This window comes from Arthrobacter paludis, from assembly GCF_056782315.1.
The window spans coordinates 23,103-44,670 of record NZ_JBXAEW010000016.1 but is presented as its reverse complement, the minus strand read 5'-3'; the positions used below and the strand labels follow the sequence as shown (position 1 = coordinate 44,670).

General features: G+C 73.8%; 21 protein-coding genes and 3 tRNA genes. 12 read left to right on the top strand and 12 right to left on the bottom strand.

Annotated elements, in window-relative coordinates; all coding sequences use genetic code 11:
• Window positions 1–78: 78 nt before the first annotated feature.
• The 3 genes from AC1Q5D_RS13855 to AC1Q5D_RS13845 all read right to left on the bottom strand — a co-directional run bounded on the left by AC1Q5D_RS13855 (window position 79) and on the right by AC1Q5D_RS13845 (window position 3,006).
• On the bottom strand, window positions 79–576 hold the full coding sequence (locus AC1Q5D_RS13855) for a C40 family peptidase (protein WP_481739048.1): 498 nt from the start codon (window positions 574–576) through the stop codon (window positions 79–81).
• A 211-nt stretch (window positions 577–787) separates the two neighbouring features.
• Window positions 788–2,401 (bottom strand): C40 family peptidase, encoded by a 1,614-nt coding sequence (locus AC1Q5D_RS13850; RefSeq protein ID WP_481739047.1) that lies wholly within the window; start codon window positions 2,399–2,401, stop codon window positions 788–790.
• A gap of 233 nt (window positions 2,402–2,634) precedes the next feature.
• Window positions 2,635–3,006 (bottom strand): metallopeptidase family protein, encoded by a 372-nt coding sequence (locus AC1Q5D_RS13845; protein WP_481739046.1) that lies wholly within the window; start codon window positions 3,004–3,006, stop codon window positions 2,635–2,637.
• Window positions 3,007–3,130: 124 nt separating this feature from the next.
• Here AC1Q5D_RS13845 and AC1Q5D_RS13840 point away from each other — a divergent pair.
• The 7 genes from AC1Q5D_RS13840 (at window position 3,131) to AC1Q5D_RS13810 (ending at window position 5,667) form a co-directional block, all read left to right on the top strand.
• Window positions 3,131–3,203, top strand: a tRNA-Glu gene (locus AC1Q5D_RS13840).
• An 82-nt stretch (window positions 3,204–3,285) separates the two neighbouring features.
• Window positions 3,286–3,359 (top strand) — tRNA-Asp (locus tag AC1Q5D_RS13835).
• A 55-nt stretch (window positions 3,360–3,414) separates the two neighbouring features.
• Window positions 3,415–3,487: transfer RNA gene (locus AC1Q5D_RS13830), tRNA-Phe, on the top strand.
• Between the two features lie 137 nt (window positions 3,488–3,624).
• A complete protein-coding gene (locus AC1Q5D_RS13825) occupies window positions 3,625–4,134 on the top strand; it encodes an Asp23/Gls24 family envelope stress response protein (RefSeq protein WP_481739045.1) in 510 nt (169 codons plus the stop codon).
• Window positions 4,131–4,472, top strand: coding sequence for a hypothetical protein (locus tag AC1Q5D_RS13820; protein WP_481739044.1), 342 nt, complete (start codon window positions 4,131–4,133; stop codon window positions 4,470–4,472). The genes AC1Q5D_RS13825 and AC1Q5D_RS13820 overlap by 4 nt, the downstream gene beginning before the upstream one ends.
• Window positions 4,469–5,047, top strand: coding sequence for a DUF6286 domain-containing protein (locus AC1Q5D_RS13815; protein ID WP_481739043.1), 579 nt, complete (start codon window positions 4,469–4,471; stop codon window positions 5,045–5,047). The genes AC1Q5D_RS13820 and AC1Q5D_RS13815 overlap by 4 nt, the downstream gene beginning before the upstream one ends.
• A complete protein-coding gene (locus AC1Q5D_RS13810; protein WP_481739042.1) occupies window positions 5,044–5,667 on the top strand; it encodes a hypothetical protein in 624 nt (207 codons plus the stop codon). Before AC1Q5D_RS13815 ends, AC1Q5D_RS13810 begins: the two co-directional genes overlap by 4 nt.
• A 1-nt stretch (window position 5,668) precedes the next feature.
• On the opposite strand, the gene AC1Q5D_RS13805 is transcribed toward AC1Q5D_RS13810, so the two are convergent.
• The 3 genes from AC1Q5D_RS13805 to AC1Q5D_RS13795 all read right to left on the bottom strand — a co-directional run bounded on the left by AC1Q5D_RS13805 (window position 5,669) and on the right by AC1Q5D_RS13795 (window position 9,265).
• Window positions 5,669–7,504 (bottom strand): glycoside hydrolase family 13 protein, encoded by a 1,836-nt coding sequence (locus AC1Q5D_RS13805; protein WP_481739041.1) that lies wholly within the window; start codon window positions 7,502–7,504, stop codon window positions 5,669–5,671.
• A 109-nt stretch (window positions 7,505–7,613) separates the two neighbouring features.
• Window positions 7,614–8,459: a DUF8083 family protein gene (locus AC1Q5D_RS13800; RefSeq protein ID WP_481739040.1), complete on the bottom strand. Its 846-nt coding sequence runs from the start codon at window positions 8,457–8,459 to the stop codon at window positions 7,614–7,616.
• Between the two features lie 2 nt (window positions 8,460–8,461).
• On the bottom strand, window positions 8,462–9,265 hold the full coding sequence (locus tag AC1Q5D_RS13795) for an exodeoxyribonuclease III (RefSeq protein ID WP_481739039.1): 804 nt from the start codon (window positions 9,263–9,265) through the stop codon (window positions 8,462–8,464).
• Between the two features lie 131 nt (window positions 9,266–9,396).
• Here AC1Q5D_RS13795 and AC1Q5D_RS13790 point away from each other — a divergent pair, with 131 nt between their 5' ends.
• From AC1Q5D_RS13790 to mmsB, 3 genes are read left to right on the top strand one after another with little or no spacing between them, the layout of a single operon-like run.
• On the top strand, window positions 9,397–10,896 hold the full coding sequence (locus AC1Q5D_RS13790; protein ID WP_481739038.1) for a CoA-acylating methylmalonate-semialdehyde dehydrogenase: 1,500 nt from the start codon (window positions 9,397–9,399) through the stop codon (window positions 10,894–10,896).
• A 2-nt stretch (window positions 10,897–10,898) separates the two neighbouring features.
• On the top strand, window positions 10,899–11,978 hold the full coding sequence (locus AC1Q5D_RS13785) for an enoyl-CoA hydratase/isomerase family protein (RefSeq protein ID WP_481739037.1): 1,080 nt from the start codon (window positions 10,899–10,901) through the stop codon (window positions 11,976–11,978).
• The gene (gene mmsB, locus AC1Q5D_RS13780) at window positions 11,975–12,895 is read left to right on the top strand and encodes a 3-hydroxyisobutyrate dehydrogenase (RefSeq protein WP_481739036.1); all 921 of its coding nucleotides are present in this window, start codon (window positions 11,975–11,977) and stop codon (window positions 12,893–12,895) included. Before AC1Q5D_RS13785 ends, mmsB begins: the two co-directional genes overlap by 4 nt.
• Here the strand turns inward: mmsB and AC1Q5D_RS13775 are convergent.
• Window positions 12,876–13,415, bottom strand: a complete 540-nt coding sequence (locus AC1Q5D_RS13775; RefSeq protein ID WP_481739035.1) for a MarR family winged helix-turn-helix transcriptional regulator — start codon at window positions 13,413–13,415, stop codon at window positions 12,876–12,878. The two genes, mmsB and AC1Q5D_RS13775, sit on opposite strands and share 20 nt — an antisense overlap.
• Before the next feature lie 29 nt (window positions 13,416–13,444).
• Window positions 13,445–15,223 carry an AMP-binding protein gene (locus tag AC1Q5D_RS13770; protein WP_481739034.1) on the bottom strand — a complete coding sequence of 593 codons (1,779 nt, stop codon included), beginning with the start codon at window positions 15,221–15,223 and terminating at the stop codon, window positions 13,445–13,447.
• A gap of 195 nt (window positions 15,224–15,418) precedes the next feature.
• Here AC1Q5D_RS13770 and AC1Q5D_RS13765 point away from each other — a divergent pair, with 195 nt between their 5' ends.
• A complete protein-coding gene (locus tag AC1Q5D_RS13765) occupies window positions 15,419–16,552 on the top strand; it encodes an acyl-CoA dehydrogenase family protein (RefSeq protein ID WP_481739090.1) in 1,134 nt (377 codons plus the stop codon).
• Window positions 16,553–16,555: 3 nt separating this feature from the next.
• Here the strand turns inward: AC1Q5D_RS13765 and nadE are convergent, their stop codons facing one another.
• From nadE to AC1Q5D_RS13745, 4 genes are all read right to left on the bottom strand, one after another.
• Window positions 16,556–17,380, bottom strand: coding sequence for an ammonia-dependent NAD(+) synthetase (gene nadE / locus AC1Q5D_RS13760; protein WP_481739033.1), 825 nt, complete (start codon window positions 17,378–17,380; stop codon window positions 16,556–16,558).
• A 147-nt stretch (window positions 17,381–17,527) separates the two neighbouring features.
• Window positions 17,528–18,847, bottom strand: a complete 1,320-nt coding sequence (locus AC1Q5D_RS13755) for a TRAP transporter large permease (RefSeq protein WP_481739032.1) — start codon at window positions 18,845–18,847, stop codon at window positions 17,528–17,530.
• A gap of 2 nt (window positions 18,848–18,849) precedes the next feature.
• On the bottom strand, window positions 18,850–19,356 hold the full coding sequence (locus AC1Q5D_RS13750) for a TRAP transporter small permease (RefSeq protein WP_481739031.1): 507 nt from the start codon (window positions 19,354–19,356) through the stop codon (window positions 18,850–18,852).
• Window positions 19,353–20,363 carry a TRAP transporter substrate-binding protein gene (locus AC1Q5D_RS13745; RefSeq protein WP_481739030.1) on the bottom strand — a complete coding sequence of 337 codons (1,011 nt, stop codon included), beginning with the start codon at window positions 20,361–20,363 and terminating at the stop codon, window positions 19,353–19,355. The genes AC1Q5D_RS13750 and AC1Q5D_RS13745 overlap by 4 nt, the downstream gene beginning before the upstream one ends.
• 154 nt (window positions 20,364–20,517) lie before the next feature.
• On the opposite strand from AC1Q5D_RS13745, the gene AC1Q5D_RS13740 reads away from it, so the two are divergent.
• A complete protein-coding gene (locus AC1Q5D_RS13740; protein ID WP_481739029.1) occupies window positions 20,518–21,537 on the top strand; it encodes a LacI family DNA-binding transcriptional regulator in 1,020 nt (339 codons plus the stop codon).
• Window positions 21,538–21,568: the final 31 nt, after the last annotated feature.

Genomic DNA, 21,568 nt, shown 5'->3' with positions numbered 1-21,568 from the left:
GGGGCACTAGGGACGAAAGGGGGTGGGGGGGGGGGGTTCTCCCCCCCCCCCCCCCCCCCCCCCCCCGGTCCGCGGCCGCTAGTACCGGGCCGCGTAGCCGTGGATGTTGTGGATGTAGTCCAGCTTCGTCACGGACACGCCCGAGTCGGGGTTGCGCGCGTGGACGACCTGGCCGTCCCCGATGTACAGCGCGACGTGGTACATGCTGGATCCGCCGTTGGACGTCGAGAAGACCAGGTCGCCGCGCTGCAGCTGGCTCAGGGGGACCTTCGTCGGCGCCTGCTCGTACTGCTGCGTGGACGTGCGCGGCAGGTCCCGCGCCGAGCGGGAGAACGCCTCCTGCATGAAGCCGGAGCAGTCGTAGGCGCGCGGGCCGGTGCCGCCGTACTCGTACGTGAACGACTCGTTGTTGGCGGCCCGCACGGCCCAGTCGATGGTCGCGGCGGTCGCCTGGCTGCCCTGCTGCTGGGCGGCGGGGACGATGGTGGGCGCGGCGGTGGCGGGCGCGGCGGCGAACAGGGTGCCGCCCGCGAGGGCGAGGGACGCGGCGGCGCCCGCGAACTGGCGAATGGCCATGGGGATCCTTTGCTTCGGGCCTGACAGGGGCGGGCCCGGCGGAACGCCACCGGGGCCCGTGCGGGTTCGATTCGTGACCAAACCGTGACCCACCGTAGGTGACGGGCCGCACACGGGGCGAATCGGGACACGCCGGCCGCCGCCAGGCCGCCGACCGCTTTCCCGGCGAACGCGGCCAGCCCCCCCGTCCGGGGCGCCGCCCGCGGCCCGGTCAGTAGCGGACCGCGTACGGGTGCAGGTTGTTGACCCAGCTCAGCGACGTGACGGAGATCCCGACGGAGGGGTTGCGGGCGTGGACGACCTGCCCGTCGCCGAGGTAGATCGCCACGTGGTAGAAGCTGGCGCCCCCGTTGGACGACGAGAACACGAGGTCCCCGCGGCGGAGCTGGCTCAGCGGGACCTTCGTCGAGGACCCGAAGTACTGCTGCGTCGACGTGCGCGGCAGGGAGCGGCCGCCCTGGGCGAACGCCCGCTGCGTGAAGCTCGAGCAGTCGAACTGGGTGGGCCCGTTGGCGCCGTAGCGGTACGTGTACGAGTCGTCTTCGGCGATCCGGAGCGCCCAGGCGATGGCAGGCTCGACGACCGAACTGCTCGGAGCCGGCGCGGGCTGCGGCTCGGGTTCCGGTTCCGGTGCGGGTTCCGGCTCGGGGCGCGGTGCCGGCTCGGGTTCCGGTGCGGGTACCGGCTCGGGGTCCGGTGCGGGTGCCGGCTCCGGCGCCGGCCGGGGTTCGGGTTCCGGAGCGGGACGGGGAGCGGGCTCCGGAGCGGGACGTGGCGCGGGCTCCGAATCGGCCGGCGGCGCGGGGCGGGAGGCCGGGGTGGCGGGGTCCGCGGGCGCCGCGGGGGCCGCGGGGGCCTCGGGGGCGCGGTCGGCCGGCTCCGGGCGGACGGTGGTGGCCGGGTGGATGGTCCGGGCGACCGGGGCCAGCGCGGGCAGCGCCTCGGGGGCGGCGGGGCCGGCCGGCGCCGCGGCCCTGGCCGGGGCGGGGTCGTCCGCGGGGGCGCTGGCGACGAGTTCCTCGAGGGCGGCCTCGCGCGCCTGGGCCTCGAGCCGCTCCATGCGGGCCGACTCCTCCGCGCGGGTGGTTCCGCGCAGCCGGGAGAGCTGGCCGATGAGCTTCGCGCGCAGCGCGCGCTGCTCCCCGACCTCCCGTTCGTAGGCCGCGCGGGCGGTCTCCGCGGCTGCGAGGGCGCGCTCGCTGGCGCCGGCGGCCTCGGCGGCGGCCCGCTCGGTCTCGTCGGCGTACTCCTGCCACTGGGACCACAGCTGTTCGGCCTGTTCGGCGGTGGCGAGCGTGCGGGACCGGTTCGCGGCCAGGGCGCCCATGGTGGCGGCCTTGTACAGGACGTCGTTGTTCTCGCTGTCGGCCAGGAGGGAGGCCAGGCCGGGGTTGATGCCGCCGTTGCGGTAGAGGTCCCCGGCCATGGCGCCGACCTGTTCGCCGACGGCGTCGCGGTACTCGCTGGCGCGCTCGGCCTGCCGGCGCGCCTCCCGGGCGGTCTCGTTGCGTTCGGCGAGCGTGAGTTCGGCGGCGGTGGACGCCTCCTGCCCCTCGAGGGCCGCGGCCTCGGCGCCGGCCAGCTCGGAGCTGGAGTCCATGATCGCCCGCTCCAGCTCGGCGACGAGGCGCTTCAGCGCGGCCGGGTCCCCCTGGGTGGCCCCGAGTTCGGCGTCGCCGGGCAGCGCGGGCGCGGCGGGCGGGGCGACGCGGAGCGTCGGGAGCTGGGTGGCCGGCGCGGCGGCCGCCGGAACCGAGGCCAGGAGGCCGCTGCCGATCAGGGCGAACGAGCACGTGGCGACGCCGATCAGGTGGCGCTTGGGCATGCGGGAACCTCACTGCGGTGACGAGTGGCATCGTGGCCCGTCCGGCGAAACAGCCCGTCCAAGGTCACGATCTGGGGGTGGAGCCCCGACCGACCCTAGGCCACAACAGTCACACGGGCAACAAAAACAACAGGAGGATCACGATTCGTGGGCGTGTCGTGTCACGGGAGGGCGGCGCGAGGGGGTATCTTGCGCCGGCGCCGGCGCCGGCGTCCGGCGTCCGGCGTCCCGGCTCAGCCCCAGCCGAGCCGGTGGAGCGCGTCGTCGTCGATGCCGAAGTGGTGGGCGATCTCGTGGACCACGGTGATGCCCACCTCCTCCACGAGCTCCTTCTCGGAGTCGCACATCCGCAGCAGCGGCTCCTTGAACACGAGGATCCGGTCCGGCAGGGAGCCGGACTCCCACCCCATGTCGCGCTCGGTGAGGGGGACGCCCTCGTAGAGCCCGAGCAGTTCGGTGTCCGGGTCCTCGTCCGGCAGGGGCTCGTAGCGGTCCTCGATGAAGATCGCGACGTTGTCCATCATGTCCCGCAGCCGCTCCGGGATCTCGTCGAGTGCCTGGGCGACGGCCTCCTCGAACTCGTCGTCCGTCATCTCGATCGCCATGGCCCGAGCCTATCCGCCCCGGGGCGGCGGTTCGCCGGCGCCGACACCCCGCCGTTTGGCCGGGTTGCGCCCGTGCCCTATAGTTGGTGTGGTTCACCGCGCGGGCATGCCCGCACGGCGTCTGGCCCCCATCGTCTAGCGGCCTAGGACACCGCCCTTTCACGGCGGCGGCACGGGTTCGAATCCCGTTGGGGGTACGCAAGACCCCGATTTGGAGATGCCGCGAGGCGTCTGGTAGAGTCTAGGTCTTGTGAGCGGGGGAAGCCCCGGTCAAAGCAAGGCCCTGTAGCGCAGTTGGTTAGCGCGCCGCCCTGTCACGGCGGAGGTCGCGGGTTCAAGTCCCGTCAGGGTCGCTGGGATGTTCCGAGCACTCGGAAGATCGCGGTGATCATCGCTCAGATGATGCCAGGCTCTGTAGCTCAGTTGGTAGAGCGTTCGACTGAAAATCGAAAGGTCACCGGATCGACGCCGGTCGGAGCCACAGCAGAGGGAAAGCCCCCCGGGAAACCGGGGGGCTTTTCGCGTGTCCGGGCGGTGCTCCCGCGGGGGACGCCACACGGCGGGCCCGTGAGTAGTCTGGGTGTGACCAGTACCGCTGCGAAGGGAGGGCCGGCACCGATGGACCAGTCAGAGCAGCCCCGCGACCCGCGCCACGCGCCCCGGGTGCCCCCGGAGCCGCCCGTCCCGCCGACGGCAGGCATGCCCGCCGTGGGGGACCGGCCGGCGGGGCACGGCTCGGTCCGGCTGGCGACCGGGACGACCTCCGTCACCGAGGCGGCCGTGGCGAAGATCGCCGCCGCCGCCGCGCGCGGCGTGGAGGGCGTCCACTCCCTCGGCGTCGGCGGATCCCGGGCCCTGGGGGCGCTGCGCGGCGCCGTGTCGGGCCCCGAGCCGTCGGTCGGCGTCGCCGCCGAGGTCGGCACCACGCAGGCCGCCATCGACATCGTCCTCACCGCCGAGTACGGGCGCCCCCTCCACGCCATCGCCACGGACGTCCGGGAGGCGGTGCACGCCGCCGTCGAGCGCCTGACGGGGCTCGTGGTCATCGAGGTCAACATCGAGATCGGCGACGTCCAGCTTCCCGCCGCGGGGGGCCGCCGCGCCCCGGCCCCGGGGGAGGCCCCATGAGCGCGCACGCCGTCCCCGGGGTCCCGGCCCGCGCCGGGCACACCCGGATCGCCACGGAAGCCCTTGCCGGCATGGCCCGCGCCGTCGCGGGCGACGCCTTCGGCGTCGAGCCGGCCGCGGTCCGCGTCGAGCTCGAGGACGAGTTCGGGGTGCTCTCGCTGGCCCTGGCGCTGCCGCTGCCGCTGGATGACGACGGCGGCGCCACGGTCTGGGACCGGGCCCGCGACCGCAGGGCCGACGTCATGGAGCGGTTCGCCGAGCTGACGGGCGTGCGCGTGGGCCGGGTCGACCTGCGCGTGACGGGGGTGGCCGCCGCCTCCCGCCGGAGGGTGCGGTGAACGCCGCGGAGCGGGAGCGGCTGGCCCGCCGCGAGTCGTCCAGCCCGCGCAGCGGCGCCTCCGTCGTCGCCGCGCTCGCCATCGGGGCGCTGTGCCTGTACCTGATGCTGGAGTCGGCCCTGAAGACGATCGGCGAGGAGCCCTGGATCCGTTCCCCGGAGCAGTGGTGGGCGTGGCTCGCCGGGCTGCCCGGGGCGGCCGACCCGGCGGCCCTGGCGGCCGGGAGCCTGCTCGTGCTCGTCCTCGGCCTGGTCCTGCTGGCCCAGGCGTTCCTCCCCGGCCGCCGTGACCGCAGCGTCGTGCAGGGGGAGCGGACCGTCGTCGTCATCGACCACGCGGTGCTCGGGTCCGCCCTGGCCCGCCGGGCCCGCCTTGCCGCCTCGGTGGGCTCCGAGCAGGTCCACGTCCACGTCACGTCGCGTCGGGTGCTCGTCCAGGTGCGCCCGACCTCCGGGATCCCGGTCGACCCCGGCTCCGTGCGGGCGGCGGTCGAGGACGAGCTGGCCGCCAACCGCATCGAGCCGGCGCCGCGCGTGGACGTGCAGGTCGCCGAGACCGGGGTGGTGGGGCAGTGAACCAGACCCCCCGCGCCCTGAACCGCGTCCTCCTGGCCCTGGTCGGGCTGCTGCTGGCCGCGGCCGGGCTGCACGGGCTCCTCGTCGCCGTGGCCCCCGGCTATGCGGCGGGTTGGCAGGCGGTGGCCGGGAGCGTCGGCCACGGCTGGGCGGAGACCCTGCGGGCCACCACGCTGCCGGGGCAGCGGGAGTCCTGGCTGTGGATCCCGATCGCCGTCGGGCTCGTCGCGCTGCTTCTGTTGCTCGTGTGGTGGGTGGCCGTCCAGGGCAAGGGGCGGACGGGGGTGTTCGCCCGCGACTACGACACGGAGGTCACCCGCGGCGTCGTCGAGGTGGGCGCGGCGGTCCCCGAGCAGGCCGTGCGCACGGCACTGTCCGGGCGCACCGACATCGTCTCCGTCGGGGTCAGCACGTGGGAGCCGGCCCCGCGCACGGACGGGGACGCGGGCCTGCGGATCAAGGTCCACCCGCGGCCGGGCGCGGCCCCGGAGCGCATCGCCGCGGACGTGGAGGCGGTCGTCCGCGGGCTCGACCGGACGCTGGGCCGCTCCGGCGCCGTCGTCGTCCACCTCGCCGGCGGCGCCCGCACCCGCATGTCGCGCTCGGAGCGCGTGGACTGACCTACCCCGCGGCCAGCCAGACGGCCGCGTCGGCGGCCAGCCGGCCGCCCTCGACCGCCTCGTCGTGGCTCGCCGCCACGACCGCGTGTCCCTCCGGCACCTCGACCGGGGCGTCGCCGAGGTTCGCGACGACGAGCAGACCGCCGTTCACGTAGGCGAAGAGCCCGCGCTCCGGGTCGTGCTGGTCGGCCCACCGCAGCCCGCCGCGGCCCAAGGCGCGGGAGGCCCGCTCGGCGAGCAGCCTGCCCACCAGCTCGTACGTGGAGCCGGCGGTGCCGACCTGGCGGTCCGCGGCGTAGGTCGCGTAGGAGTCCGGCTGGGGCAGCCAGGGCTCGCGCGCGCCCGCGGCCGTCGAGAAGCCGAACCCGGGCTCGTCGGCGTCCCACGGCATCGGGACCCGGCAGCCGTCGCGGCCCCGCTCCCGGCCCTGGGTGCGGAAGAAGCTCGGGTCCTGGCGCAGCGAGTCGTCGAGCGTGGTGTGCTCGGGCAGCGACAGCTCGTCGCCCTGGTAGAGGTACGCGGAGCCGGGCAGGCCCAGCATCACCATCAGCCCCGCGCGGCCGCGGGCCCAGCCCAGCCGCTCGTCGGGCTGCTCGTCCGCCGCGGCGATCCCCTTGGGGAACGACGTCGGGTCCGACAGGCCGAACCGGGTCGAGTGGCGGACGGTGTCGTGGTTGGAGAGCACCCACGTCGGCGGGGCGCCGACGGCCGCGGCCTCCTCGAGCGTCTCCCGCACGTTGGCGTCCATCGCGGCCGCGTCCCAGCCGGCCAGCAGGAAGCCGAAGTTGAAGGCCTGCTGCATCTCGTCCTCCCGCACGTAGCGGAACAGGCGCGACATCGGCTCCACCCAGGCCTCGGCCACCAGCATGCGGTCGCCCGGGTACTCGGCCAGCACGCGGTTCCACTCCCGGTAGATGGCGTGGACGCCGTCCTGGTCGAAGAAGGGGGGCTGGTTCTCGCCGGAGGGGGTCATGTTCTTCTCCGGGACGTGCGGAGCGTCGCGGTCCTCCGCGGGCAGGTCCTCGGAGTCCTCCGTCAGCGCGACGCCGGCGTCGTCCCGCCCGCCCGCGGCGGCGCCGTCGGAACTCCCGCCGGCCTCGTTGCCCGCGACCATCGCCACCTTCCGCGACCAGTCCGGCAGGCCCTCGGCCTTGACCATGCCGTGGGCGACGTCCACGCGGAAGCCGTCCACGCCCCGGTCCAGCCAGAAGCGCAGCACGTCCTCCATGTCCGCGCGGACGTCCGGGTTCTCCCAGTTCAGGTCCGGCTGCTTGGTGTCGAACAGGTGCAGGTACCACTGCCCGGGCGCGCCGTCCGGCCCGGTGGTGCGCGTCCAGGCCCGGCCGCCGAAGACGGACTGCCAGTTGTTCGGGGGCTCGGCGCCGTCCGGGCCCCTGCCGTCGCGGAAGATGTAGCGGTCCCGCTCAGGGGACCCGGGCGCGGACGCCAGCGCCGCCTGGAACCACTCGTGCTCGTCGGAGGTGTGGTTCGGGACCAGGTCGACGATGATCCGCAGGCCCAGGCCGTGCGCGCGGGCGAGCATGGAATCGAAGTCCTGCAGCGTCCCGAAGAGCGGGTCGACGTCCCGGTAGTCGGCGACGTCGTACCCGGCGTCCGCCTGCGGGGAACGGTAGAAGGGGGAGAGCCAGACGGCGTCCACGCCGAGGTCGCGCAGGTACTCCAGGCGGGACTCGACGCCGGCCAGGTCGCCCATGCCGTCGCCGTTCGCGTCGGCGAAGGAGCGCGGATACACCTGGTAGATGACGGCGTCGCGCCACCAGGGGGCGGTGGCGGCGCCGCCGAGGTCGCGGGCTGCGGTGGCGGGTGCGGTGGACATGATCCTCCTCGGGGCGGGGGCGGCGGGGGTCGCGGCGGAGGCGCGTCGTTGCGGCCCGGCACCGTCCCAGCCTAGGCGGTGGCCGCCCGGAACGGGAGGGCGCGGGGCGTCAGCTCGCCCGCGCCCGCTGCCGGATCCGCAGCCAGCGGGTGGCCAGGCGCCGGTACGCGGCCGCCGCGCCGAGCATGTCCCCCTCGGCGAGGGACTCGATGCCCATCCGCAGGTCGTGGGGGGAGTCGTCCGGCCACACCAGGTGCGCCATCCGCCCGTAGTCCAGCTCGACGACGGCGTCCGGGTGGAAGATCCGCAGCCACTCGCTCAGGTCGGTCAGCTCGTCCAGCAGATCCAGGCCGGGCGCGTTGACGGCCAGCGACGCGGCCGCGTAGCGCGCCCGCTCGAGCACCTGCACGACCGGGGCGCTGAGGCGGACCGAGGCGACCCGGTCGCCCTCCTCGTCGACCTCGATGTGGTCGTCTTCGCGCACCAGCACGAACCAGCCGAAGGGGATGCCCCAGGTGGCCGTCCGCGTGTGCAGGTGGGCGAGCGCGTCCGCGAACCGCTCGTGGTCCAGGCGTTCGGCGTTGGCGCTGCGCGCCGCGTCGGGCAGGAGCGTGTCCAGCAGCTGGCGGCGCATGCTGCCCTCCAACTGCTCGGAGGCCAGCGTCGCGCGCACCGCCAGCTGGTCCGGGCAGTAGTGCGCGACGGTCCGGCCGTCCGGGCCGGGGTAGTGCAGGACGCGGAAGCGCTCGCCATCCGCGGCGGGGAAGGGGTCCGGCAGGGGGCGCACCACCCGGGCCAGGGACTCGGCGTCGGCCAGCGATTCCAGCTCCGGCCGGCGGGCGGCGGTCTGCCGGGCGATCGCCAACTGGTCCGCGTCGCCGAAGGCGCGCAGCGGCTCGAAGACGCGCAGGTACGACGTCGGGGGCAGGTTCCGCCGCGACGCCTCCCCGGACACGGTCAGTCCAGCTCCACGACGACCGGCGCGTGGTCCGAGGCGCCCTTGCCCTTGCGTTCCTCGCGGTCGATCCAGGCGTGCGAGACGCGCGCGGCCAGCGCGGGCGAGGCGAGCGTGAAGTCGATGCGCATGCCCTCCTTCTTGGGGAAGCGGAGCTGCGTGTAGTCCCAGTAGGTGTACACGCCCGGTCCGGGCGCGTGGGGGCGCACGACGTCGGCGTAGCCGGACTCGAGGAACGCGTTGAACGCGGCCCGCTCCGGCGGGGAGACGTGCGTCATCTCGTTGGCGATGAAGAAGTCGATGTCCCAGACGTCCTCGTCCCGGGGCGCGATGTTCCAGTCGCCCATCAGGGCCACCTGCGCGGTGGGGTCCTGGGCGATCCAGCCGTCGGCGTGGGTGCGGAGCGTGTCCAGCCAGGCCAGCTTGTAGGGCATGTGCTCGTCCTGCAGGGCTCGGCCGTTCGGGACGTAGAGGCTCCAGACGCGCACGCCGCCGCAGGTGGCGCCGATGGCGCGGGCCTCCTGAACCGGGTCCTTGCCGTTCTTGCCGAACGCGGGCTGCCCGGGGAACGTGCGCTCCACGTCGTCCAGGCCGACGCGGGACGCGATGGCCACGCCGTTCCACTGGCTCAGGCCGAAGTGGGCGACCTCGTAGTCGTTCTTCTCGAAGAGGTCCCAGGGGAAGTTCTCGTCCTTGCACTTGGTCTCCTGGATGGCCAGCACGTCCACGTCGGTGCGGCGCAGCCAGTCCTCCACGCGGTCGGCTCGGGCGCGGAGGGAGTTCACGTTCCAGGTGGCGATCTTCACCCGTCCAACCTACCAATCGGGCGGGCCTCTGGAACTTAGTAGGAAGTCCGAGTAACTTCGGGTGTGACACTACTCACGCCGCGGACGCGTTCCGGTCCGCCGGCGGCAGCCCACCCCGAAGGAGCCGCAGCATGGTGCGCACCCTCACCCACTACGTCGGAGGACGCCACGTCGACGGCGCGTCGGGCCGGTTCGGGGACGTCTACGACCCCTGCCGGGGCGAGGTCCAGTCCGCCGTCCCGCTCGCCTCCGCCCAGGAGGTCCGCGAGGCCATCGCGGTGGCGGAGAAGGCGCAGCAGGACTGGGCCACCGTCAACCCGCAGCGCCGCGGCCGGATCCTGCTGCGCTTCGTGGACCTCGTCAACGCGCACCTGGACGAGCTCGCGGAGCTGCTGGCCTCGGAGCACGGCAAGACGTTCGCGGACGCCAAGGGGGACGTCCAGCGCGGCATCGAGGTCGTCGAGTTCGCGGCCGGGGCCCCGCACCTGCTCAAGGGCGAGTTCTCCGACAGTGCCGGCTCGGGGATCGACGTGCACTCGCTGCGCCAGCCGCTCGGCGTCGTCGCGGGCATCACCCCGTTCAACTTCCCGGCCATGATCCCGCTGTGGAAGGCCGGCCCCGCGATCGCCGCCGGCAACGCGTTCATCCTCAAGCCCAGCGAGCGGGACCCGTCCGTGCCCCTGCGGCTGGCCGAGCTGTTCACCGAGGCGGGCCTGCCTGACGGCGTCTTCAACGTCGTCAACGGGGACAAGGAGGCCGTCGACGCGCTCCTGGAGGACCCGCGCATCAAGGCGGTGGGCTTTGTGGGCTCCACCCCGATCGCCCAGTCGATCTACGCGGCGGCGGCGGCCCACGGCAAGCGGGCCCAGTGCTTCGGCGGCGCGAAGAACCACATGGTGGTCATGCCGGACGCCGACCTGGACATGGCGGCGGACGCGCTGATCGGCGCCGGCTACGGGTCCGCTGGCGAGCGCTGCATGGCGATCTCCGTGGCCGTGCCCGTGGGGGAGGAGACGGCCGACGCCCTGGTGGCCCGGTTGCGGGAGCGCATCGGCCGGCTGCGGGTCGGGGCCAGCATGGACCCGGACGCGGACTTCGGGCCGGTCGTCGCGCCGTCGGCCCGGGAGCGCATCGAGGAGTGTATCCAGTCCGGGGTCGACGAGGGGGCGGAGCTCGTCGTCGACGGTCGCGGCCACCGCGTCGAGGGGTACGACGGCGGCTTCTGGGTCGGCCCAACCCTCTTCGACCGGGTTACCCCGGGGATGCGCATCTACCGGGAGGAGATCTTCGGCCCCGTCCTGTCCGTCGTGCGGGCCGCGGACTACGAGGAGGCCCTGCGGCTGCCCAGCCAGAACCCCTACGGCAACGGGGTCGCCATCTTCACCCGCGACGGCGACGCCGCCCGCAACTTCGCCAGCCGCGTCGACGTCGGGATGGTGGGCATCAACGTCCCCATTCCCGTGCCGATCGCCTACTACACGTTCGGCGGCTGGAAGGCCTCCGGCTTCGGGGACCTGAACCAGCACGGCCAGGACGCGTTCCGCTTCTACACGAAGACCAAGACGGTCACCACGCGGTGGCCCTCCGGGATCCGGGAGGGCGCCACGTTCACCATGCCGGAGGGAAGCTGACGGTGGGCGCGGACCCCGGAGTCCGGTTCGAGAGGCGCGGGGCCCTCGGCGTCGCCGTCCTGGACCGCCCGCGCGCCGTGAACGCGCTGACGGAACCCATGGTGGCCGCGCTCTCCGCGCGGCTCGCCGAGTGGGCCGACGACGACGGCGTCCGGCAGGTCCTGCTCCGCGGGGCCGGGGACCGGGGGCTGAGCGCGGGCGGCGACATCGTCGCGATCCACGCGGACCTCGACCCGGGGGACCCGGCTCGGGGCAGCCGCACCCGGCGGTTCTTCCGCGCCGAGTACGCCCTGAATTCGCTGATCGCCGCGTACCCGAAGCCGTACGTGGCGCTCATGGACGGGCTCGTCCTCGGCGGGGGCGTGGGCGTCTCCGCGCACGGCAGCCATCGGGTGGTCACCGAGCGCACCCGCATCGGGATGCCGGAGACGGCCATCGGGTTCCTGCCCGACGTCGGCGGCACGTACCTGCTCTCCCGCGGCCCCGGCCTCGCCGGCACGCACGTGGCGCTGACCGCCGGCCACGCCGGGCCGGGCGACGCCCTGCACCTGGGCCTGGCGGACGCGTTCGTGCCCTCCGGCGACCTCGGCGCCCTGGCCGCGGAGCTCGAGGACCGCGACGCCGAGGACGCGCTCCGGCGCTTCGCCCGCCCGGCCCCGCCGTCGCCCCTCGCCGCGCAGGCCGGGTGGATCGACACCGCCTACGCCGCGCCGGATGCCGAGGGGATCGTCGCCGCCCTGGAGGCGGCCGGGTCCGAGGGCGCGCGGGCCGCGGCCGCGATCCGGTCCAACTCGCCCACGGCCGTGAAGGTCACGCTCGAGGCGCTGCGCCTGGCCGCGGGGGACCCGACGGTCGACGGGTCCCTGGCCCGGGAGTTCCGCGCCGGCTGCCGCTTCCTCGCCGGCACCGACTTCCGCGAGGGAATCCGGGCCATGGTCGTGGACAAGGACCGGGCGCCGCGCTGGTCGCCGGCCCGCCTGGAGGACGTCGACCGCGCCGCCGTCGCCCGGTACTTCGAGCCGCTGGGCCCCGACGGGGAACTCCACCTGCCCGACCACCACCACCAGGAGGCCGCACCATGAGCGATCCGAACAGCCTTCCCGCCGTCGCCTTCCTCGGCCTGGGGCACATGGGCTGCCCCATGGCGGGCAACCTCGTCGCCGCCGGGTACCGCGTGGCCGGCTACGACCCGGTTCCCGCGGCCCGCGAGGCCGCCGCGTCCCGGGGCGTCACGGTCGCCGAATCCGGCACGGACGCCGCCGCCGGCGCCGACGTCGTGATCACCATGTTCCAGTCCGGGCAGCAGGTCCTGGACGCCTACCGCGGCGGCGGGGACGCCCCCGGGCTCCTCGCCGCCGCGCCCCCGGACGCGCTGTTCCTCGACTGCTCCACCATCAACGTCGACGAGGCGCGCCAGGCCGCCGAACTCGCCCTCGCCGCCGGGCACCGCTCCGTCGACGCCCCGGTCTCCGGCGGGGTCGTCGGCGCGGAGGCCGGGACGCTCACGTTCATGGTCGGGGCGCTCGCCGAGGACCTCGAGACCGTCCGCCCGCTGCTGGAGACCATGGGTGGGCGCCTGGTCCACTGCGGGGACCACGGGGCCGGACAGGCCGCCAAGGTCTGCAACAACATGATCCTCGGGGCCAGCATGATCGCGGCGTGCGAGGCGTTCGTGCTCGGCGAGAAGCTCGGGCTGACGCACCAGGCGCTGTTCGACGTGGTCTCCACCGCTTCCGGCCAGTGCTGGTCCGTGACCACCAACTGCCCGGTCCCCGGCCCGGTCCCGGCGAGCCCCGCGAACCGCGACTACCAGCCCGGGTTCGCCGGGGCGCTCATGGCCAAGGACCTCAAGCTCGCGCTCAACGCCCTCGAGTCCGTCGGCGTGGCCGCGGAGGTGGGTCCGCTCGCCGCGAGGATCTACGAGCGGTTCGCGGCGGAGGGCGGAGCGGGACGCGACTTCTCCGGGATCATCACCGACATCAGGGACCGCTCGGAGTAGGCCCCTCCCCGTCCCCCACCGCGAAGTCCCCGGCGCGGCCGCGGAACCGGCCCAGGATCTCCCCGAGCCGCTCCACGTCCTCGTCCGTGAAGCCCGAGTCCCCGAACACGCTCCCGTTCAGGGCGTCCGTGGCGTCCCGGGCGACGGCGCGGCCGGCGTCGGTGAGCGACACCAGCGTGGTCCGGCCGTCCGTCGGGTGCGGGGACCGGCCGACCAGGCCCGCGGACTCGAGCCGGTCCACGGTGTTGGTCACGGACGTGGGGTGCACCTGGAGCAGGCGGCTGGCCTTGCTCATGGCCAGGGACCCGGTGCGGGAGAAGCCGAGCAGGGCCAGTAGTTCGTAGCGGGCGAACGTGAGGCCGAACGGCTTGAGCACGGCCTCGATCCGATGCAGCAGGATCTGCTGGGTCCGCATGATCGCGGTGATCGCGGCCATCGGGGCGGCCACGTCTGCCCACCCGTGGCGTTCCCAATTGGCGCGGGCGTCGGCGATCGGGTCGCGGGGGAGGGGCTGCGGCATGTCGGCGTGGGGTCGGCTCGCGGGCGGGCTCAGGAGCGCAGCGCCGGGAAGTCGGTGTCGGCGTACTCGGTGCCCTGGCCCGCGGGCGCGCCGGGTCCCGGCGCGGCGCCGTCCGCTCCGCCGTGCCGGGCCTCCTCGGCCCGGCGCAGCTCGACGCGCCGGATCTTGCCGGAGATCGTCTTCGGCAGCTCCGCGAACTCGAGGCGGCGGATGCGCTTGAACGGGGGCAGGTGCTCGCGGCAGTGCCGCAGGATGTCCTCCGCCGTGCCCGGGCCCGCCTCGTGGCCGGCGGCCAGCACGACGAACGCCTTGGGCACGCTCAGCCGCAGCGGGTCCGGGGAGGGGACGACGGCGGCCTCGGCCACGGCCGGGTGCTCGATCAGCACGCTCTCCAGCTCGAAGGGGCTCAGCCGGTAGTCGCTGGACTTGAAGACGTCGTCGCCGCGCCCGACGTAGGTGATGACGCCCTGGGCGTCCCGCTCGGCGATGTCGCCCGTGTGGTAGTAGCCGTCCCGGAACGCCTCCGCGGTCTTCTCCGGGTCCCCGTAGTAGGACTTCATGAGCCCCACCGGCCGGGGGTCCAGCCGCAGGCACAGCTCCCCGGCGTCCGCCTCCCGGCCCGTCGCCGGGTCCAGCAGCACGACGTCGTAGCCGGGCAGCGGCCGGCCCATGGCGCCGATCTTCACGCGCTGGCCGGGCGTGTTGGCGACCTGGACGGTCGTCTCCGTCTGGCCGAACCCGTCCCGGACCACGGCGCCCCACGCGCGCTCGACCTGACCGATGACCTCCGCGTTGAGCGGCTCGCCCGCCGAGACGACCTTGCGGGGCGGGGTCTTCAGCTGGGACAGGTCGGCCTGGATGAGCAGGCGCCACACGGTCGGCGGGGCGCAGAAGCTGGTCACCCCGGCCTCCTCCATGCGCCGCATCAGCGAGGCCGCGTCGAAGCGCGCGTAGTTGTAGATGTAGACCGTGGCCTCCGCGATCCACGGCGTGAAGATGTTGGACCACGCGTGCTTGGCCCAGCCGGGCGAGGCGACGTTGAGGTGCACGTCGCCCGGCTCCAGCCCGATCCAGTACATCGTGGACAGGTGGCCCACGGGATAGGACGTGTGGGTGTGCTCGACGAGCTTGGCCCGGGACGTGGTGCCCGACGTGAAGTAGAGCAGCATCGTCTCGTCGGCGCCGGTCGGGGCGTCCGGCGCGAACTCCTCCGGCTCCCGCGCGAAGTCGGCGAAGTCCAGCGGGGCGGGCCCGGCGGCCGCGGCGCCGCCGTCGTCCCCGCCGCTGTCCCCGGCGTCGTCCCCGCCCACGCGGATGAGGCGGTAGTCCCCCGGCACGTCGGCGAACTTGGCCAGGTCGGCCGGGGCGGCCGCCGCCCAGGCGGCGCCGCCGCGCTCCACCCGGTCGCGCAGGTCGGCGGGGCCCATCTGGGTGGTCGTGGGGATCATGACGACGCCGAGCTTGATCCCGGCCAGCATCAGCTCCCACAGCTCGACCTGGTTGCCGAGCATCACGATCATCCGCTCGCCGCGGCGCACCCCCTGGGCCCGCAGCCAGTTCGCGGCCTGGGAGGAGCGGCGCGACAGCTCGGCCCACGTCCGGCGCGTCGTCGACCCGTCCGTCTCGACGATGACGAGCGCCGGCGTCTCCGCCCGCTCCGGATCCGCCGCGACGGCGTCGAACCAGTCCAGCCCGAAGTTGAACCGCTCGAAGCGGGGCCAGCGGAACTCCGCGCGGGCCGCCTGGTAGTCCGTGCGCAGCTCGAGCAACCGGTCGCGTGCCGCCCGGAACTCCTCAGTCGCCGTCATGTCCGTCCTCTCCGCCGAAAATTCCCGCCTCTGGTGATCCACGTCACGAGGAAATATAGTAGGACTTCCTAGCATTTCCAAGGCCCCACCCGGGCCGCCGACCACCGCCAAGGAGGCCCCGTGCGATCCACGGACCTGGACACCGGACCCGAGACCCCCGCCGCGGCGCTGCGCGGCCTGCCCGACGCCGACCTGATGGGCCTCGCCGGCCAGCTGCCCCCGGACGAGCGGGAGCGCCTCGCCGGCCTCCGCGCCTACCTGCGGGACCGGGTGCGGCCGGAGAGCATCGGGTACTGGAACCGGGAGGAGTTCGCGTGGGACCTCGTCGCCGGGCTCGGCCGGCTGGGGCTCGGCGCCCTGCAGACCGACGGGTCCAGCCACCTGTTCAAGGGGCTCGCCTACTGCGAGACGGCCCGGACGGACGTGTCGCTCTCCGCCGTCGTCGGCATCCACAACGAGCTCGTCGTGGGCATGCTCGACCGGCTCGGCTCGGAGGAGCAGCGCCGGCGCTGGCTGCCCGGGCTGCTCTCGCTGCGCACCCTGGGCGCGTTCGCGCTGACGGAGCCCGAGCACGGCTCCGACATCGCCGGCGGCGTCGCCACCACGGCGGAGCGCGACGGCGGCGAATGGGTGATCACCGGGGCGAAGCGCTGGATCGGCGCCGGCACCATCGCCGACTTCGCCCTGGTCTGGGCGCGGGACACGGCCGACGGGCAGGTCAAGGCGTTCCTCGTCGAGACGGACCGGCCCGGGTTCTCGGCCTCGAAGATCGAGCACAAGCTGGGGCTGCGGATCATGCAGAACGCGGACCTGGTCCTGGACTCCGTGCGCGTCCCCGCCGCCAACCTGCTCCCCGGGGCCACGGACTTCTCCCGGGCGAACGAGCTGCTGCGCGACTCCCGCGCCTGGGTGGGCTGGCAGGGCGCCGGCATCCAGCTGGGGGCGCTGGACGTCGCCCGCGAGTACGCGGCCTCCCGGCTGCAGTTCGGGCGGCCGATCGCGGGCTTCCAGCTGGTCCAGGAGGGCCTGGCCGAGATGGCCGGCAACGCCACGGCGGCGCTGGCCATGATGGCCCAGATCGCGCGGCTGCAGGAGGAGGGCGGGCTGGCGATGCACCACGCGGCGCTGGTCAAGGCCACGACGACGCGGCTGGCCCGGGAGACCGTCGCCCGCGGCCGCGCGCTGCTGGGGGGCAACGGGATCGCGGGCGAGTACGGGATGGCCAAGCTGTTCGGCGACGCCGAGGTGATCTACACGTACGAGGGGACGTACGAGATCAACTCGCTGATCGTCGGCCGGGCGCTGACCGGCGAGTCCGCCTTCACCTGAGGCCTAGGCGCGCCACCAGCCGTCCAGGATCGTGACGGGGGTGGTGCGCTTGTGCCGGGTGGCCAGGTACTTGGCCTCGATGCGCTCGGCCACGGCGTCCGGGACCTCGCGCCCCTCGAGGTAGTCGTCGATGTCGTCGTAGGAGAGCCCGAGCTCGTCCTCGTCGGTGCGGCCCGGGTTCTCGTCGAGCAGGTCCGCGGTCGGGGCCTTGGCCCAGAGCCGCTCGGGGGCGCCCAGGTGCCGCAGCAGCTGCCGGTTCTGGCGCTTGTTCAGGCCGAACAGGGGCAGGATGTCGGCCCCGCCGTCGCCGTACTTCGTGAAGAAACCCGTCGTGGACTCCGCGCCGTGGTCCGTGCCGATCACGAGCAGGCCGCGCTCGCCGGCCAGCGCGTACTGGGCCACCATGCGCACTCGGGCCTTGATGTTGCCCTTGTTGAAGTCCGCGATCGCGCGCCCGGTGGTCGCCTCGAACTCCGCCGCGAACGCGTCGGTCGCCGGTTTGATGTCGAACGTCCACTCCGTCTTGGCGCCGACGAAGTCCATCGCGGCGGCGGCGTCGTCCTCGTCGTGCTGCACGCCGTGGGGGAGCCGCACGGCGACGAAGTCGGCCGCCGTGCCGTCGGCGGCGAGCCCCTCCACGGCCAATTGGGCCAGCCTCCCGGCCAGGGTCGAGTCGAGCCCGCCGGAGATGCCCAGGACGAAGCCGGCCGCCCGCGCGGCGCGCAGGTAGTCCTGCAGGAAGCCGACGCGGCGGCGGGCCTCCTCCGCGGGGTCGATCTCGGGCTTGACGCCCATCTCCTCGATGATCCTGGCCTGGAGTTCGCGCATGCGGACCAGACTAGCGAACGGCGGCCCTGGTGCCGCCCCCTGCGGGAAGCGGCGCGGCCGCCGGCGACGCGCCGCCGTCCCGGCCGCACACGGCGGCGGGCCCCGCGGAGGCGACAACCTCCGCGGGGCCCGCCCCCGGTTCCCCGCCTACTCGGGGGCGAGGTCCAGCAGGCCGAGCGCGTCGGGCAGCCACAGGGACAGCTGCGGGACGAAGGCGACGATGAAGAGCATGGCCGCCAGCGCGATGAAGAACGGCACGAGCGAGCGGATGACCGGCTCCACGCGCAGGTTCGCGATCTTCGAGCCGACGAACAGCACGTTGCCCACCGGCGGGGTGATGGTGCCCAGGCACAGGTTGAACGTGACCATGATGCCGAAGTGGATCGGGTCCACGCCGAACTCCGTGACGATCGGCAGGAAGATCGGCGTGAAGATCAGGATGGCCGGGGTCGGGTCCATGAACGTGCCCACGATCAGCAGGATCGCCATGATCAGGATCAGGATGACCGCGGGGTTGTCCGTCAGGCCCAGCAGCGCGTCGGACACGGCGCCCGGGATGCCGGAGAACGCCATCACCCAGGACATGATCGTGGAGACGCCGACCAGAAGCATGACGATCGCCGTGGTGCGGGTCGCGTCCAGGATGATCGTTGGCAGGTCGCGCACCCGGATCGTGCGGTACGCGAAGCCCAGGACCAGGCAGTAGACGACCGCGATCGCCGCGGACTCCGTCGGCGTGAAGACGCCGGCGAGGATACCGCCGATGACGATGACGATCATGAGGATCGACGGGACGGCCCGCCACAGCGTGAGCAGGGCCAGCCCCAGGGGCACCCGGCCGGAGCCGCGCAGCTCGGGGCGCTTGCGGACGGAGAACCAGACGACGGCCATGCAGGCCAGGGCCCACAGGAGGCCCGGGATGTAGCCGGCGACGAACAGCGTGGCGATCGACGTCGAGGACACCAGCGAGTACACGATCAGCGTGTTGCTCGGCGGGATCAGCATGCCCGAGGGGGCCGAGGCGACGTTGACGGCGGCCGCGAAGTTGCGGTCATAGCCCTCCTGGCGCTGGCGCGGGCCGATCGTGCCGCCGACGGCCGCGGCCGAGGCCACGGCGGCCCCGGAGACGGAGCCGAAGAGCGCGTTGGCGACGACGTTGGTCTGCGCGAGCGAGCCCGGCATGCGCCCGACGACGACCTTGGAGGCGTCGATGAGCCGTCCCGCGATGCCGCCGTTGTTCATCAGCACGCCGGCCAGGATGAAGAACGGGATGGCCAGCAGCGTGAACGAGTTGATGCCCGTGAAGAGGCGCTGGGCGGCGACGAACGTCGCCTTCTCCAGGCCGATGACGGCGGCGACGGCGGCGAACGCCGAGAAGCCGACGGCGACGGCGATGGGCACGCGGAACAGCAGCAGGGCGGCGATTCCGACGACCAGGACGATTCCTGCGACGATGGCGGCATCCACGGCTACACCGCCTCCGCGATCTCGTGCCCGTCGTCGGGCAGGCCGCGCCCGCGGGCCGCCTCGGCGAGGTGGAACAGCGCGAAGAACGCCGTCAGCGCGCCGGAGACCGGCAGCGCCAGGTACATGGTGCCGATGTTCAGCGGCAGGCCGGAGACCTTCTGCGTCCACGTCAGGTCGACGCCGCGGACCCCGCCCCAGAGGAGGACGAAGACGGCGAACAGCAGGATCACCGCGTTCACCGCGATCTCCATGCCGCGCGTGCGGTCCAGCTTGAGCAGCCGCGTGAGGAAGTCGACGGCGATGTGGTCCTTGGTGCTGAACACCCACGCCGCGCCGAACAGGGACAGCCACACGAACGTGTACTGGGCGATGGACGTCGTCCACGTGGCGGGGGCGTTGAGGACCTGGCGGGAGAAGACCTGCCAGACCACGATCAGCACCAGCAGGGCGAACAGGACGACGCAGACGGTCCGCAGCGCGGCGGACAGCCCCTTGGCGAGCGCGCTCATGCGGCGGCCTCCCGGATCTTCTCGTAGAGCTCCCGGTCCTCGTCGGAGCGCAGGAAGCGCTCCACCACCGGGGCCAGGGCCCGCTTGAACGCGGCCTGGTCGACGTCGTTGAACTCCGAGCCGCTGGCCTCCGCCTGGGCGATGGCCTTCTCGGTCTCTTCCTTCCACATGTCGGTGTGGTACTCGACGGTGGCCTCCCACTCGCGCTCGAACACGGCGCGGTCGGCCGGGGACATGTCCCGTAGCAGCTCGGAGTTCACGAGCATGTAGTCCAGGCCGACGAGGTGGCGCGTGCGGGCGACGTGCTTGGCGACCTCGTTGTGCTTCTGCGTCACGTAGGAGACCTCGTTGTTCTCCGCGCCGTCCAGGACGCCGGACTGCAGGGCCGTGTAGACCTCGCCGAAGGACATCGGCGTGGCGGAGCCGCCCATGGCGTTGACCATGGCGATCGCGACGTCGGACTCCTGGACGCGGATCTTCATCCCCGCCAGGTCGCGCGGCGTTTCGATGGGCCCGCGCGTCGTGTACAGGTTGCGGTCGCCCTGGGTGAGCCCGCCAAGCACCGTCAGGTTGTTGCTCGCCTCGAGGGAGGAGAACAGGCCGCCGACGATGGACGGGTCGTGGAGGACCCGCATCTGGTGGTCGACATCGTCGAACACCGTGGGCAGGTTCAGGACGCCGAAGTCGGGGTTCAGGTTCTCCAGCTGCGTGCCGGAGGCGACGGCCATGTCGACGGACCCGTCGCTGACGAGCTGGATGACCTCCTGCTGGGCCCCGAGCGTCTCGTTCGGGTAGACCTTGATGTCCCAGCGGCCGTCCGTGGCGGCCCTGAGCCGCTCGCCGAAGTCGACCAGCGCGATGTAGGAGGGGTGCGTCTCGGTCTGGTTCAGCGAGAGGACGAGCGTCTTGCCCTCCTCCGCGGAGCCGGACACCCCGGAGGAGCAGCCCGTGAGGGCCAGCGCGGCGGCCGCCGCGGCGGCCAGGGCGCGAAGGATGCGGTGTTTCATGGTTCACTTTCCGGCCGGGTCCGGTGGGGTTCCGGCGTGGCGCGAGCGCCCCGGCGACGATGGCGGTTGCCATGGATCATGGTGCAGGCCACACGCGGGCCGCCACTAGTTGCCAAGAGTTGCCCCGGTGCGCCCCGGAGTGGAGCATGGGCGCATGCACCAGCCCGCGCCCGAGCCCGCCGCCACGATCTACGACGTCGCGCGGGCCGCCGGGGTGTCCGCCTCGACCGTCTCCCGGGCGTTCGCCCGCCCGGGCCGGGTCCGCTTCGAGACCGCGGAGCGCATCCGCGCCGTCGCGGCCGAGCTCGGCTACCGGTCCGTGGCCATGCGCCGCTCCCTGGCGGAGGGCGGCCGCCGACGGGGCACCATCGCGCTGGTCATCGCGGACATCGCCAACCCGTTCTACATGGAGATCATCCGCGGGGCGGAGGAGGAGGCGGCCCGCAACAACTACACGATGCTCCTGGCCAACACGCGCGAGTCGGGGGAGGCGGAGCGCTCGGCCCTCGAGCGGTCGCTGGACATGGTCGACGGCGTCGTGCTCACCAGCTCGCGCATGGCCGACGCCGCCATCCGCTCCGTGGCCAAGCAGAAGCCCACCGTCGTCGTGAACCGCTCCGTCGCCGGGGTCTCCTCTGTCGTCACCGACAACCCGCGCGGGATGCGCCGCGCCGCCGAGCACCTCGCCGGGCTCGGCCACCGCTCGCTGGCCTACCTGGCCGGCCCCGAGGCCTCGTGGGCGCACGGCGTGCGCTGGCGGTCCCTCAAGGAGGCGGCGCAGGACCTCGGGCTGCGGGTCGCCCTCGTCTCCCCCGCCGCGCCCACCGTCGCCGGGGGCGCCGCCGTGGCCGCCGAGGTGGCCGGCACCGGGGCGACGGCCGCCGTCGCCTACAACGACCAGCTCGCCATCGGGCTCATGCGCAGCGCCGCCTCCGCGGGCCTGACGGTGCCCGGGACGCTGAGCGTCGTCGGGTTCGACAACTCCAGCGCCGCCGAGCTGGTGACCCCGGGGCTGACGAGCGTCGCCGCTCCGCTGTACGCCCTGGGCGCGACCGGCGTGCGCAACGTCCTGGCGATCGCGGGCGGCGCCACGACCAACCAGGAGCGGGCCACGCTGCTCCCCACGCGCCTCGTCGTGCGCGGGTCCACCGCCCCGGCGCCGGCGTCGGAGTAATGGCAACTTCCGGCAACTAGTTGCCCCGCGG

What these genes read in the sequence shown, in the direction of transcription:
- mmsB (WP_481739036.1), top strand. Translation starts at nt 11,975, where the DNA reads ATGAGCGATCCGAACAGCCTTCCCGCCGTCGCCTTCCTCGGCCTGGGG.
- AC1Q5D_RS13775 (WP_481739035.1), bottom strand. Translation starts at nt 13,415, where the DNA reads ATGCCGCAGCCCCTCCCCCGCGACCCGATCGCCGACGCCCGCGCCAAT.
- AC1Q5D_RS13855 (WP_481739048.1), bottom strand. Translation starts at nt 576, where the DNA reads ATGGCCATTCGCCAGTTCGCGGGCGCCGCCGCGTCCCTCGCCCTCGCG.
- AC1Q5D_RS13845 (WP_481739046.1), bottom strand. Translation starts at nt 3,006, where the DNA reads ATGGCGATCGAGATGACGGACGACGAGTTCGAGGAGGCCGTCGCCCAG.
- AC1Q5D_RS13770 (WP_481739034.1), bottom strand. Translation starts at nt 15,223, where the DNA reads ATGACGGCGACTGAGGAGTTCCGGGCGGCACGCGACCGGTTGCTCGAG.
- AC1Q5D_RS13805 (WP_481739041.1), bottom strand. Translation starts at nt 7,504, where the DNA reads ATGTCCACCGCACCCGCCACCGCAGCCCGCGACCTCGGCGGCGCCGCC.
- AC1Q5D_RS13765 (WP_481739090.1), top strand. Translation starts at nt 15,419, where the DNA reads ATGGGCCTCGCCGGCCAGCTGCCCCCGGACGAGCGGGAGCGCCTCGCC.
- AC1Q5D_RS13745 (WP_481739030.1), bottom strand. Translation starts at nt 20,363, where the DNA reads ATGAAACACCGCATCCTTCGCGCCCTGGCCGCCGCGGCGGCCGCCGCG.
- AC1Q5D_RS13740 (WP_481739029.1), top strand. Translation starts at nt 20,518, where the DNA reads ATGCACCAGCCCGCGCCCGAGCCCGCCGCCACGATCTACGACGTCGCG.
- AC1Q5D_RS13750 (WP_481739031.1), bottom strand. Translation starts at nt 19,356, where the DNA reads ATGAGCGCGCTCGCCAAGGGGCTGTCCGCCGCGCTGCGGACCGTCTGC.
- AC1Q5D_RS13825 (WP_481739045.1), top strand. Translation starts at nt 3,625, where the DNA reads ATGGACCAGTCAGAGCAGCCCCGCGACCCGCGCCACGCGCCCCGGGTG.
- nadE (WP_481739033.1), bottom strand. Translation starts at nt 17,380, where the DNA reads ATGCGCGAACTCCAGGCCAGGATCATCGAGGAGATGGGCGTCAAGCCC.
- AC1Q5D_RS13850 (WP_481739047.1), bottom strand. Translation starts at nt 2,401, where the DNA reads ATGCCCAAGCGCCACCTGATCGGCGTCGCCACGTGCTCGTTCGCCCTG.
- AC1Q5D_RS13790 (WP_481739038.1), top strand. Translation starts at nt 9,397, where the DNA reads ATGGTGCGCACCCTCACCCACTACGTCGGAGGACGCCACGTCGACGGC.
- AC1Q5D_RS13820 (WP_481739044.1), top strand. Translation starts at nt 4,131, where the DNA reads ATGAGCGCGCACGCCGTCCCCGGGGTCCCGGCCCGCGCCGGGCACACC.